The sequence below is a fragment of the Synechococcus sp. CC9616 genome (assembly GCF_000515235.1).
Taxonomy (GTDB): Bacteria; Cyanobacteriota; Cyanobacteriia; order PCC-6307; family Cyanobiaceae; genus Parasynechococcus.
On record NZ_KI911558.1, the window covers coordinates 2,369,254 to 2,381,952 of the forward strand.

A 12,699-nucleotide genomic window follows, 5' to 3' on the forward strand; every position below is an offset into this window, starting at 1 on the left:
TGCTGTCATTCTGATTGTCCTCCGCCAATCGGGCCGGCGATGTCGTCCAATCGATCCGCGGCCCGTCCAGGCCGCTGGCAACGCTGGCGGACCTTTGCGCTGGTCAGCATCGCCTTGCTGGTCTGGGGCCTGCGCTGGTTGTGGCCACTGCAGGGATGGCCCGGCTGGATCGTTGTGCTGCTCTTCGCCTGGGCGGGTCTTGAGCTGATCCGGCTCTGTTGGTTTCCCCATCGTTGGCGATGAGCCGGCGCCTGGGTCGGCCTCCGATGAACGGGCAGAGCGTGACCTGTCCCTTGCTTGTTTTTTAGATGGGGCAAGGCTTTTAAGCTGCAGTCCACGAATGAGACCCATGGTTCAAGGAGTTGTGTCTCCGATCGGCCCTTCGCTTGGGGCTGCTGTTCCAGGGTTTGGAACCGATGGCATTCGGGGCAGGGTTGGTGAGGTTCTCACCCCTGCGCTCTGCCTTCAGATTGGGTACTGGTGTGGACGGATCCTGCCGAAGGAGGGCCCGATCCTGATCGGGATGGATTCCCGCAGCAGTGGCTCGATGCTGGCTTCAGCTTTGACGGCTGGGCTCACGGCGGCCGGCAGGGAGGTTTGGACTCTCGGCCTTTGCCCCACCCCTGCGGTGCCTCTGCTGATCCGTCAGCTGGGGGCTTCAGGAGGGTTGATGGTGTCCGCCAGCCACAACCCCCCGGAGGACAACGGAATCAAGGTGTTTGGTTCCAATGGAGCCAAGCTTGATTCTGAGAATCAGGCCTTGATCGAGCAGGGTCTGCGCGGCGATCTGGGAGCCCCTGGACAGTCTGATCTCAGTTGTGGTTCATCGTTCCAGCGCCCGGATCTGTTGGCCTCCTACCGGGACTGCCTCATCGCGTCGGTCGGTCAGCATCGCCTCGATGGTGTGCCCATCGTTCTCGATCTCTGCTGGGGTTCTGCCACAGCCTGCGGAGCGGATGTTTTTCAAGCTCTCGGTGCAGACCTGACCGTTCTGCACGGACAGCCCGATGGGCAGCGCATCAATGTGAAATGCGGCTCCACGCAACTTGAGCCACTTCGTCAGGCTGTTGTCGAGCGCGGTGCTGCGATGGGATTCGCCTTCGACGGCGATGCCGACCGCATGTTGGCCGTCGATGGCCGAGGACGCGTCGTCGATGGCGATCATGTGATGTTTCTGTGGGGCTCCGTGCTCCAGGAGCAGCAGGCTCTCCCTGACCAGAGGCTCGTGGCGACGGTGATGTCCAACCTCGGTTTCGAGCGAGCCTGGCAGCGACGGGGCGGCGTGCTTGAGCGCACCCCCGTTGGAGACCAGCACGTTCATGCCGCGATGGTGTCAAGCGGCGCTGCTCTCGGAGGAGAGCAATCCGGTCACATCCTTGCCGCTTCACACGGTCTCTGTGGAGACGGTCTGCTCACGTCGCTGCAGCTGGCCACCCTGTGCCACGATCAGGGAATCACCCTGAGTGACTGGTTTGATCGCAGCTTTGAGGCGTTTCCACAGAAATTGGTGAACGTGACGGTTCCCGACCGGAGCCGGCGCAAGGGTTGGACGAGCTGCACCCAACTCGTGGAGGCGTTGCGGACCGCAGAGGATGCCATGGGTGAAAGCGGCCGTGTGCTGGTCAGGGCCAGCGGAACAGAACCTTTGCTGCGGGTGATGGTGGAAGCCGCCGATCCGCAGGATGTGGAGACCTGGACCTCACGCTTGGCATCCCTGGCCGATCAGCACCTCAATGCGGCCTGAGCCTGTCCAGAGCCAGCTGAAGTGCTCCATCGCAGGCATCACCGTCCGGTTCACACCAGGCTGCCTGCGGAACGGCTTGCTCGACAGCTTTGTTCACGGCCCTCTGGAACAGGGGTAGGTGAGTGAGGGCACCACCATGCCCAACGACATGCGGTTGATCCAGGTTTAGAGCTGTGGCAACAGCCTTCAAGGCCTCAGCGAGAGAGGCTGCTGAGTGATCGAGGATCTGCTGAGCAGGTTGCAGGCCTTCGGCTGCTGCCATGGCCACCATTGGTGCCAGTGCGGCGAACGCGGCGGCTCCGAACCCTGGCTTGACGACGCAGGCCTTGATGGCGGCGCTGCTGTCACATCCCAGTTCCTGCCACAGCTGCTGACGCAAAGGGTGATCCGCGAGGCGGCCATCGGCCATGCGCAAGCTGAGCTGCAGGCCCTGATGGCCGATGTCAAAGGCGGAGCCGGAGCCATCCAGCAACCAGCCCCAGCCTGCACTGCGATGTTCCCTGCCGCAGCTGTCACGGCCCACGCAGATCATTCCTGTTCCGCTGATTAGCACGATCCCAGCCCGGTCCGGGAAGGCGCCGCGTAGGGCGGTGCGTTCATCTCCAGTTGCCACAGCATGCGTCTGGGGTAGTCCCAGTTCCTCCGCCAGCAGGGCGGAAGCGCGCTTCTGCAGCTTGGATCCCTGTTCGATGCCGCTCGCTCCAATGGCGGCAGCCTGCAGGTGATCGCGAGTCAATCCAGCGGAAACAAGCGCCGCTGAAAGGCTGTTGTGAACTGCGGCCCGGAATCGTTGTTCCCCCTGCTCAGCATCCAGATGGCAGACACCGGGTCCTTCGCCCGTGCCGAGAGTCCGCAGCTGGCCAGCCTCGCTGCGGCTGATGCGGCAGCGGGTGCCCGTCTGACCAGCATCGAATCCTGCGATCAGCACGGGGTCTCCTCCTCTTTGGAAGGCAGGCTCGTCATCGTCGCCAGGCAGTACCAACCGATGATCTGCACCTCTGGTCGGAAGAAAATGGTGTCGGCAATGCCCTGCCCCATCAAACCGGCGATCGCCGCCAGACTCGCCAGGGCAGCGCCGGCGGCCGGCTCGTTGATTCGCAGACCCCTGAGTCCCGAGCGAATGCTGCTCTGAAGCAGCCCCACACACGCAATCAGCCCAGCGATGCCTGTTTCCACCAGGATTTCCAGGGGGACTGAATAGGCGCTGAGGGCGTTGAACTTCGGCTGCTGGTACAGGGGATAAATGCTGTTGAACGCATTGTTCCCTGGGCCGATGCCGATCCATGGACGGTCCTGGATCATCTCGATGGATGCCAGCCAGACATTGATCCGGAAGTTGTTGGAGCTGTCGCCTCGGCCCGCCAGCAGGCTGCTCACGCGGGTGCGGATCGGTTCCACTTTGGTGACGGCGATGGCGAGCAGGGCTGCCCCCAGCAGCAGGATCATCAAAGGAGCGAGTCGCCGCCACAGGGCTGGCCATTCACGTGTGCTGCGCAGCAGCAACAGCAGAATCAGCACAGCGAAACCAGCCATCAGCCCCACCCAGCCACCGCGGCTGTAGGTAAAAACGATCGAACTTCCAGCCAGTCCCAGTGTGGTGATGGCGAACAACCGTTTTCCCCAGCCCTGCCAGCGCAGAACGGCGATGGCAGCGAGGGGCAGCAAGGCCAGCAGATAACCCGCCAGCAGATTCGGATTTCCGAGCGGACCGTAGATGCGGATTGTTCCTTCAGTGATCGAGTTCGGATCGGCCCAGCGGGCCAGCTCTTCAGAGTTGCTGTATAGCTGCCGCAAGGCCAGAACACTGCTGCCCATGCCTCCGCACAGCAGACCAGCCAGCAAGCGATCCCACCAGAGGCTGTTGCTCAGCAGCAGTTTGCTGGCCAGGGCATAGACCCCGAGATACCCAAGAAACTTGACCAATCCTTTGGCCGCGGCGAATGGAACGGGCGAGAAGCCCGTGGCAAGAGCGGCGATACCGAGAAAAAGCAACAACCAGCCGCCGATTGGACGGATCCGAGCGGGGGGGGTGACGAGTGACCACAGCAGCCACAGGGCGCCAGTCGCGGCGATTAGCAGCGTCAGCCCGGCTCGGGTGAAGAAGGGGAGGCCGGCGAGCAGGAGTGTCAGGAGACCTCCGGCGAGCCACTCCAGACGCTTGATGACGTCTGGTTTTGGGTGCAGCACTCCCTGCCAGCGCAGCAGCAGTGGAACGGCCATTGCTCAGGGTCCAGGGCTGACGGTTTCTGCGGGATTATCAATCTCCCGCCAGCGACTTTCCAGCTCGGCCAACTCCGGGAGCTCAGCCTGGTTGCGCTGATACAGCACCCGGTACACGGGAAGTTCTTGTTCTGAAGTGAAGCGCTCCCGTTCCGTCGGCACCGACAGAGGATTGTCGACACGCCAGGGTCTTGCATCAGCGGCTGGCCGGTTGAAACAGCCGCAGAGTTCGGTGAGCGTCACCATCGGTGTGATCACCTCCAGTACATCGCTCTGGATGAAAAACTCACGTCCTGGTTGCAGAGCAGCCGCGATGGCCAACAGCAGAGCCGGTTGCAGCACCCGCCGTTTGCGATGGCGCCGCTTGAACCACGGGTCAGGAAACTGGATCGAGACCCGTTGCATCTGATCGGGCGGCAGCGCTGCCATCCATCCCTCGAGGCTGATGTTGGCGTTGCAGAACAGCACGCGGACGTTGCCAAGACCGCTGGCCAGGGCATCACGGTCTGCGGAGATCACCAGTGGTCGTCGAATTTCGACGCCGAGATGGTTCCAGTGCGGTTGGCATTGCGCCAGGCCGAGCAGGCAGCGGGCTCTGGCACAGCCGATGTCGAGATGGATCGGCTGCAGAGGTTTCTCGAACAGGTCGCTGGGTGGCGGTAGCTGCAGCGGCAGCTGAAAGAACCGACTCAGCGGATTGACGTGCTGACGCAAGGCTCCCGAGTTCAGGACGGGTCGTGCCGAAGCAGACCCCAGCAGGCTGTATAGCCATGCAGGTGGGTTGCTCCGCCAACCGGTCCGATTTCCCCATTGCAAAAGGCTCCGGCAACCGGAAGTTCCGGCATCACCTGCCTGGCCAGGGACACATCACCGTTGGGGACTCCGAACAGGCCGTTGCCGCGCCCGAGGCAGGCCATCAGCAAACCGAACTGAGCTGGAGCAGCCTGATTGGCCGCTGAGCGCAGCAGTTGCAGGGCCTCCTGACGAGAGGCGTCGGCCTCCCGCAGCTGAAACTGCACGTTCTGGCCGGGGCGGACCCGTTCAGCCACGGCCACGGCGCCATTGCTGGGATCCACGCCGATCAGATTGCGAACCAGAAACGCCCCTTCAGCGGTGTTGGTGCCGTCGGGACCGAGTTTGAGTTCACGGCGTTCGATGCCGAGGAACAGTGAGTGTCGAACCAACTCGCGCTCCTGTTCGCTCAGATCCGCCAGCACCCGTTGCAGGCAGGCCACTGGGCTGGCCTTGCGATCACCCTCGCTCAGTTCCAGCAGCACATTGCGTTGCACTTGCTCAATGGCAAACACCGGACCAATGGGACGACATCCCTGGGCCACCACAGCCTCCATGGTCCAGTCGCCTCCGATGGAGCAGACCACCGCACCGGTGGTGACGGCATCGTCGATCAGCAGTGATCCGTGGGGAGCGTTGTGTGGTCCGGCAATCCCTCCGATGCGGACTGCTGTGGGGTATGCGTAGTCCAGACCGCTGATCAGATCGTTGATCCCGCTACTGGTGGGATCGATCAGCACGATTTGGCTGCGGCACTGCCCTGGATCAATTCCTGTCCATTCCTGCCAGCTCAGTGCCGACCCGTCCAGATCGGGAAGGGCATCGGTTGTCAGGGCCCGCGTCTGGATCTCGGCACCGGGGAGTTTGAGCAGCGATACGCTCAGGGCCGGGGTTTGCTCGAGTTCGGATGCCACCCCGCCTTCGGTGGTGCCGATCACCCCACCACCGGCGCATCCAAGCCAGTGTTTGGCCTTCAGCCGTTGCTGGAGCAGAGGCAGCAAACGGGGCAGGTCGCTGGCGTAACTGGTGGAGGCAAACACCAGGGCCAGATCGGCTTCGCTGTGGCGCCCCAGACTGGCAACAACGTCCTGGACAGCTTCATCCAGGGATGGTCTTGAGGACAAGGCGGTCCGACACGTCGGCGTCGCCGATGCCGCCCGGAACCAGTCGAGGGGGGAGAACGACGCCATGCCGTGGACCCTATCAACCTCGATGGCAGAGAGGGCGTTGATAATGACGCCAACTTGTACCGACCGAGTGAACGAGCTGTCCTATCGCGCGCTGGTCTGGTTGACCTATCGACTGGCGGCCACCTTCGCGCTGGGACTTCCGTTGGTTCTTCTGATCTGGTCTTCCGTGCGCCGTGAGGCGTCCGTGGTGCGTTTGCTCTCCCTGTACTGGAAAGTGGCGAGCCTGATGGGGATCAGCATGCTGCTGCTCACCGATCAGCGTCCTCTGGGCTATCTCACAGCGCTGCTGGCTCCGCTGCTGATGCTCATCTCGGTTTGGTTTTGGGTGGACCTCAACGAAGAGCTGGAGGACCTGCCGCCGTGGCGACCACTCCCTCTCAGCGTGCGGTTGTGGCGATGGGCTCTGAGTGGATTCGCCCTGTTGAGTGCCGCCATGAATGCCACGGCTCTGGGTTGCATGCAGCTGGGCACAACCAGTGAATGCAAGGCGTGGCTGGAGGCGCCCAGGGGGGTTCACAGCGTGGTGGAAACAGTTTTTGACTTCGTTTTCGGAGGTCAGTGGACGGAGGGCGTTGCCGCCTTCATCGGTTACGTCGCACTGGTGGCCTATCTGGCCGGCCTTCTGCAGTGGCTGCTGGTGCGCTTGCCTCGACAGGGACGTGTGGCCGGCGGTTTTTGAGTGATGACCAGAACGCTGACGGATCTGCTGCGGGCCCTGGAGGAGCGCAGCCGTCAATGTCCCAATCGTGTGGTGCGTCTAACCGGCACGGTCGACTCAGAACCGTGCGAATTACTGATCTTCCGAGGTTTCAGCAGCAGCACCACCCACCCCACATCGTTCGATCCGGATGCACCGGTGCTGCTCATGCCGGTTGTGCTCGACAACGCTGAGCTGCTGGAGGGACCGCTCCAGCCCGAGCAGGTCAAGGTGTTGATGGGGCCGATGACGCCTGAGCAGTTGTTGGATCAGGCCATCTGGTGAACGCGCCGTTCCAACACGGCGACACAGCGGCCGCAGAGGTGGGGATGCTCCATGTGTTGGCCGACATCGCTTTCGTAGTGCCAGCAGCGCTCACATTTGATGCCGCGAGCTCGGGCGACTTCGATCAAGGCGTTGTCGTCTTGCTCACTGGCAAGGACCTCCGCCCAGGGTTCACCCCCAAGTTGCAGCTGGGACACCAGCAACCAGTCGCGTAGTCCATCCACATCGCGATCACCGTGGTCCCTCAGCCAGTCCAGGGCGGCTTGAAGCTTTGGCTGAGGAGCGTCGATCCGCACCGCTGCTTCTAGCGAAGCACCCAGTTCCTGGCGGCTTCGGCAGCCCTCCATCACTCTGTTCACCGAGGCCCTGAGCAGTCGTAGCTGCTGAACGGGTTCCACAAGGCTGTTGTCGCGCCACTCATCCGGAACCGATGGCCAACCGCGCTGGAAGACGGAGTCCTCCTCCACGGGGTAGGGCAGGTTCTGCCAGATGTCTTCGGCCATGTGGCAGAGCACCGGGGCGATCAGACCAGCCAGACGCTCAATGATCAGAGCCATGACGGTCTGGCAGCTGCGTCGTCGTTGATCCGCTGGTGCGCTGACGTAGAGACGATCCTTGGGGATGTCGAGGTAGAAGTTCGAGAGGTCGCTGACGCAGTAGTTCTGCAGCAACTGGAAGAACCGGAAGAACTCGACGTTCTCAAAGGCTTCCGTGATTTCATCCATCACCTCGGCGGTGCGCTCCAGCATCCAGCGATCGAGCAGGGGAAGCACGGCAACCGGAATGGCGTCGGTTACCGGATGGAAGTCGTGCAGATTGCCGAGCAGATAACGGCTGGTGTTGCGGACCTTTCGGTACACATCCGCGAGCTGACGCAGGATGCCTGCACCGATGGGAACATCGGCTGAATAGTCGACGGAACTCACCCACAGCCGCAACACATCGGCCCCATAGGCGGGCTCCTGCTTCTGGTTCTTGCCTCCCTCGATGATCACCATGGGGTCAACAACGTTGCCCAGCGATTTGCTCATCTTTCGGCCCTTTTCATCGAGGGCGAATCCATGGGTGAGGACTCGCTTGTAGGGGGCTCGGCCGTTAACTGCAACGGAGGTGAGCAGCGAGGACTGAAACCAACCGCGGTGTTGGTCGGACCCTTCTAGATAGAGGTCGGCTGGATAGCGAAGGTCATTGCGCTGGCTTGCGACGGCTGCCCAGCTGGAGCCCGAGTCGAACCACACGTCCATGGTGTCGGTTCCCTTGCGCCACTGATCGGCCTGGTCGGCATAGGACGGTGGCAGTAAATCCGCTTCGTCGTTTTCCCACCACACGTCAGCACCGTGTTCGGCGATCAGGGTTTCGATGTGCTTCAGGGTGTCGGCATTGAGCAACACCTCGCCGTTGCTGCGGTTGTAAAACACCGGGATCGGCACACCCCAGGTGCGCTGACGCGAGATGCACCAGTCGCCGCGCTCTTTCACCATCGACTCAATCCGGTTGCGACCTGAGGCGGGGGTCCACTCCACCTGGTCGATGGCATCCAGTGCCTGCTGGCGGAAGCCTTCAACTGAGGCGAACCACTGTTCTGTGGCGCGGAAAATGGTTGGTTTCTTGGTGCGCCAGTCGTAGGGGTAACGGTGGCCATAGGCCTCCTGCTTCAGCAGGGCACCGGCGGTATCCAGAGCTTCGATGATGGACGTGTTGGCGTCCTTGAGGACGTTCAAACCGGCAAACGGCCCGGCTTCTTCGGTGAGGGTGCCCGTTTCATCCACGGGGCAGAGCACCGGCAGGCCGTTCTTCTGGCCGGTGTGGAAGTCATCGACACCGTGGCCAGGAGCGGTGTGCACGAGGCCTGTGCCGGATTCGGTGGTGATGTACTCGCCACCGATCACCACCGGACTGCTGCGATCCAGCAGCGGGTGGCGGTAGATCAAACCTTGCAGTTGCGCTCCTTTCACCGTTGCTTGAACGGTGAGTTGCCTGTCCAGAGTTTTGGTGAGTGAATCGATCAGCTCAGCAGCCAGCAGAAGCAGCCGACCGCTGCCGTCATCAGCGAGGGCGTAATCCAGCCGCTCGTTCACCGAGACGGCCAGGTTGGCGGGCAGGGTCCAGGGTGTGGTTGTCCAGATGGCGACTTGCAGGGCCTGTCCCAGCGCTGCTCTTTCGGCTGGCAGCTCGACCCCTTGGGACTTGAGGGCATCACGCAAACCATCCGGCAGTTCAACCGCCGCAAAGGCCGCGTAAACACTCGGACTGGTGTGCCCATCGGGGTACTCCAGTTCCGCTTCCGCCAGCGCTGTACGTGAGCTGGGACTCCAATGCACCGGCTTCAATCCCCTGTAGATGTGGCCTTTGAGCACCATCTCCCCGAACACACGGATCTGGGCGGCTTCGTAGGTCTTCTGCAGGGTGAGATACGGCTCGCTCCAGTCGGCCCAGATCCCCCAGCGCTGGAACCCTTTCATCTGGCCATCCACCTGCTTGCGGGCATAGGCGGCGGCTTTCTTGCGCAGCTTGATGGGTGTGAGTGCCTTGCGCTGATCGCCATCCATCGACTGCAGCACCTTCAGCTCGATCGGTAAGCCGTGGCAATCCCAGCCAGGGATGAAGCGCACGCGACGCCCACGCAAGACCTGGAACTTGTTGATCACGTCCTTGAGCACCTTGTTCAGGGCATGGCCCATGTGCAGAGCCCCGTTGGCGTAGGGAGGGCCGTCATGGAGCGTGAAGATCTCTCCGTCGTTCTCCAGGCCCAGCCTGAGGTCGATGCCGTTGTCATTCCAGAACGCCTGCAGTTCCGGCTCGCGCTTGATCGCATTGGCCCGCATGCCAAAGCCGGTCTGCAGCAGGTTGAGCGTGTCCTTGTAGGAGGGACGTTGGTCCGCAGCGTCTCGCGTCTCCTTGCTCACAGGGGCCCTGATGTGACTTGGGGATTATCAGTCTTCAGGCTCAGCCACTGCTTCTGGCTCAGCTTTCGGTTCTGCCACTGCTTTCGGTTCAGCCGTGGTTTGGGGTTCAGCCACTGTCTTCGACTCCGGAAGGTCGTTCTCCTCGCTGTCCAGCGGCTGCGTTTCCGCGGCGGTTGAGCTCGTTTCCGGTGCTTCTGTGGATAGCTGATCCCCGTCGGCGGTGGTTTCAGGGCGCACCCATTTCTTCCCTGACACCCCTGACTTCGCCGCCGGTTTGAGTTGCTTGGCCGCTCCGCTCAGGCCATGGCTCAGGCTTGATGCTGCAGCGCCCAGCTGCTTGAGACCTGTCAGCCAGTACTCAGGAGACCCCAGACGCTGCCGTTCCTCATCGTCGAGAGCGCGCCAGCGGGATTGACCCACCTCCGCGCTCAGGCGGCTGATCAGCAAACTCCCACAGAGCACGGCCAGCATGGGAGCACCTCGTAAGCGGTCACTGCTTGTGACCAGCACAAGGCCGAGCAGCAGCACCACCGCCCCCCAAACGCCATCGCGAGGACGACTCAGCTCCACCGCCAGCAGGGGAAGCAATAGCAGTGCCAAGCCGAACAGCAGGCAGACGTCGCCGCTGAGAGTCGCCAGCATTACCACCACCACCAATTGATTCCATTGTGATCCGATCCCTAAAGTCGGATCGGTGCCCACCTGGCGGAATTGGTAGACGCGCTGGTTTTAGGTACCAGTGGCTAAGGCTGTGGGGGTTCAAGTCCCCCGGTGGGCATCTCTTTCCCTAACTTGGCAAAGGATTGTTTCGGATCTAGTTGGCTGCTGACCAGATGACCCAGGCACCTGAATCGGCTCAGCAGCCGCGTCTGGCGATGGAGTCGCTGCGGTCTGTTTTGAGCGGTTTCATTGATCCTCCGGATGCATGGAATCCGACTGTTGGCCTGTTCATCGCGGGATATGTCCTGGCCGGGGTCACCATCTGGGGCTGGTTCGTCGGCGGTTGGCCCCTCCCCCTGCTTTTGATCACGGGCTTTCTGGCTCTTCATCTAGAAGGAACGGTTATTCACGACGCCTGCCATAACGCTGCGCACCCCAATCGTTGGTTGAACCAGGCGATGGGCCATGGCTCGGCCTTGTTGCTGGGATTCAGTTTTCCTGTGTTTACAAGGGTGCATCTTCAGCACCACGCCAATGTGAATGATCCGAAGAATGATCCGGATCACATCGTCAGCACATTCGGCCCTCTTTGGCTGATAGCCCCTCGATTTTTCTACCACGAGTGGTTTTTCTTTCAGCGTCGGCTCTGGAAGCGCTGGGAGTTGATGCAGTGGGGCTTCGAGCGCAGTGTCTTTGTCGTGATTGTTCTCGCCGCTGCACGCTTTGATTTCTTGCCGTTCATTTTCAATTGTTGGTTTGCGCCGGCCCTGATGGTGGGCGTCACTCTGGGCTTGTTTTTCGACTATCTCCCTCACCGCCCATTCCTCTCACGAAGTCGCTGGCGGAATGCCCGGGTTTACCCGGGACGTTTGATGAATTGGTTGATTATGGGGCAGAACTATCACCTGGTGCATCATCTCTGGCCTTCAATTCCCTGGTTTGAGTACAAGCCTGCCTACGAAGCAACAAAACCTCTTCTGGACTCAAAAGGGTCACCGCAGCGTCTCGGCATCTTTGAAACGCGATCCGATGGTTTCAATTTTCTTTACGACATTTTGGTGGGGGTGCGCAGTCATAAGTCACGACGTAGTCGGATGAGGCGCATTGCCAAAGTTTTGCCAGGGCGTCGTTTGCAACGTGGCTGGATTTCGTTGCTTCAGCGAACAGCTGTTAGTCCGGTGCGTGGAAGGAGTTAATCGTAATACGTTGTTTTTGCCATCGGATCAACGCCTGGTGCAGGCATATCAATAATGCTCACTCCTTGAATATTGAAACGTTGCCTTAGCTCGGAAATAGGCGTTTTGATGTCATCCCAATAGTTCCAATCGTGGATGATATCAGTATTGATTTTGGCGCCGATAGCCAGGGCCTCGCTGAAAAGATCAGGGTCGAAATTCATTGTGCCTGGTTGGATTCCGTTGGGGAGAGTCCAGGCGATTCCGAGGTGGAAGTCAAGAAGTACCTCTGTGATCATTTCCCAGCCGACGTCGGATCTGGCCATGCCGCATTCCACGGCGCTAACGGCAATCTCTCCTGCCATATCGGTATTGGTGCCGGAAAGAATATGCACGCAGTCGTGACGGACCGCGGATTCTGTGAGGTTGCCGGGCTCGCCAGGGAATTTGAAACCTCTTGTGCGGTAAAACGTGTGAATGGCCTTGCCCAGAGTTCCCTGCTCCAGGTTTGCGAGTTGCTCGAAATCTTCGGCCTGTTCGGAATCGCCGATGTAGCCGTGAACCTGTTTAACAACGGCCCAGATTTTGTGGAGCCCCTTTTCGGGAAGAAACTCGTTGGATGCACGGCGCCCATAATCGATCAGCGCCAATTTGATTCTCCTGTGAGCGATATTATTAAGATCCTGCAGCGAGTTGGGTTCAATGCCAACTGTTTCCGCATATTGATTCACTCTTTCAACATCGTCATCATGGAGACTGCCGGATAGATAGGGCATCAAAATTAGGAATTGAATGGCTATCTTTGCTTTGTGCGGCTCAAAAAATGACCGAGAAAAAAATTCGGGAGTTGAAACAGGGAGCGTCTCTAGATTGATGCCTGGCGATTTAAACAAATGGTCTCTCAGGCCAGCCGCAAAATGCATGCTCGGCCGGTGCTCGCTAGTTCGATCTGGAGCCACTGTGAGCATGGCAGAGAACAGTTCAGTGATCTGATCTCTCGAGAAATCAAGCTTTAACATTTATCCCATTT

General features: G+C 60.5%; 12 protein-coding genes and 1 tRNA gene. 6 read left to right on the top strand and 7 right to left on the bottom strand.

Going from position 1 to position 12,699, the window contains the following annotated elements; translation table 11 throughout:
* Positions 1-39: 39 nt before the first annotated feature.
* Positions 40-243, top strand: a complete 204-nt coding sequence (locus tag SYN9616_RS0113230; RefSeq protein ID WP_028953521.1) for a hypothetical protein — start codon at positions 40-42, stop codon at positions 241-243.
* Positions 244-349: 106 nt separating this feature from the next.
* A complete protein-coding gene (gene glmM, locus SYN9616_RS0113235) occupies positions 350-1,744 on the top strand; it encodes a phosphoglucosamine mutase (protein ID WP_028953522.1) in 1,395 nt (464 codons plus the stop codon).
* Here glmM and SYN9616_RS0113240 read toward each other — a convergent pair.
* The 4 genes from SYN9616_RS0113240 to SYN9616_RS0113255 are packed head-to-tail and all read right to left on the bottom strand — an operon-like array spanning position 1,731 to position 5,946.
* A complete protein-coding gene (locus SYN9616_RS0113240) occupies positions 1,731-2,672 on the bottom strand; it encodes a BadF/BadG/BcrA/BcrD ATPase family protein (protein ID WP_028953523.1) in 942 nt (313 codons plus the stop codon). The two genes, glmM and SYN9616_RS0113240, sit on opposite strands and share 14 nt — an antisense overlap.
* Complete coding sequence (locus tag SYN9616_RS0113245) at positions 2,666-3,964, bottom strand: IctB family putative bicarbonate transporter (RefSeq protein WP_028953524.1); 1,299 nt, start codon at positions 3,962-3,964, stop codon at positions 2,666-2,668. The genes SYN9616_RS0113240 and SYN9616_RS0113245 overlap by 7 nt, the downstream gene beginning before the upstream one ends.
* A 3-nt stretch (positions 3,965-3,967) precedes the next feature.
* Positions 3,968-4,678 carry a tRNA (guanosine(46)-N7)-methyltransferase TrmB gene (gene trmB / locus SYN9616_RS0113250; protein ID WP_028953525.1) on the bottom strand — a complete coding sequence of 237 codons (711 nt, stop codon included), beginning with the start codon at positions 4,676-4,678 and terminating at the stop codon, positions 3,968-3,970.
* An 11-nt stretch (positions 4,679-4,689) separates the two neighbouring features.
* Complete coding sequence (locus SYN9616_RS0113255; protein ID WP_028953526.1) at positions 4,690-5,946, bottom strand: FIST N-terminal domain-containing protein; 1,257 nt, start codon at positions 5,944-5,946, stop codon at positions 4,690-4,692.
* A 67-nt stretch (positions 5,947-6,013) separates the two neighbouring features.
* Here SYN9616_RS0113255 and SYN9616_RS0113260 point away from each other — a divergent pair, with 67 nt between their 5' ends.
* Together SYN9616_RS0113260 and SYN9616_RS0113265 are read left to right on the top strand one after the other, a co-directional pair.
* Positions 6,014-6,625 carry a DUF3177 family protein gene (locus SYN9616_RS0113260; protein WP_028953527.1) on the top strand — a complete coding sequence of 204 codons (612 nt, stop codon included), beginning with the start codon at positions 6,014-6,016 and terminating at the stop codon, positions 6,623-6,625.
* 3 nt (positions 6,626-6,628) lie between these two features.
* On the top strand, positions 6,629-6,928 hold the full coding sequence (locus SYN9616_RS0113265; protein WP_037991052.1) for a hypothetical protein: 300 nt from the start codon (positions 6,629-6,631) through the stop codon (positions 6,926-6,928).
* Here SYN9616_RS0113265 and ileS read toward each other — a convergent pair.
* Together ileS and SYN9616_RS0113275 are read right to left on the bottom strand one after the other, a co-directional pair.
* Positions 6,913-9,834, bottom strand: coding sequence for an isoleucine--tRNA ligase (gene ileS, locus SYN9616_RS0113270; protein ID WP_028953529.1), 2,922 nt, complete (start codon positions 9,832-9,834; stop codon positions 6,913-6,915). The two genes, SYN9616_RS0113265 and ileS, sit on opposite strands and share 16 nt — an antisense overlap.
* 27 nt (positions 9,835-9,861) lie before the next feature.
* Positions 9,862-10,476, bottom strand: coding sequence for a Ycf66 family protein (locus SYN9616_RS0113275; RefSeq protein ID WP_028953530.1), 615 nt, complete (start codon positions 10,474-10,476; stop codon positions 9,862-9,864).
* Between the two features lie 54 nt (positions 10,477-10,530).
* Between SYN9616_RS0113275 and SYN9616_RS0113280 the strand changes: the two genes are divergently transcribed.
* Positions 10,531-10,612 (top strand) — tRNA-Leu (locus SYN9616_RS0113280).
* 55 nt (positions 10,613-10,667) lie between these two features.
* On the top strand, positions 10,668-11,690 hold the full coding sequence (crtR, locus tag SYN9616_RS0113285; protein WP_028953531.1) for a beta-carotene hydroxylase: 1,023 nt from the start codon (positions 10,668-10,670) through the stop codon (positions 11,688-11,690).
* On the opposite strand, the gene SYN9616_RS0113290 is transcribed toward crtR, so the two are convergent.
* The gene (locus SYN9616_RS0113290) at positions 11,687-12,592 is read right to left on the bottom strand and encodes a hypothetical protein (protein ID WP_156918830.1); all 906 of its coding nucleotides are present in this window, start codon (positions 12,590-12,592) and stop codon (positions 11,687-11,689) included. The two genes, crtR and SYN9616_RS0113290, sit on opposite strands and share 4 nt — an antisense overlap.
* Positions 12,593-12,699 lie beyond the last annotated feature (107 nt).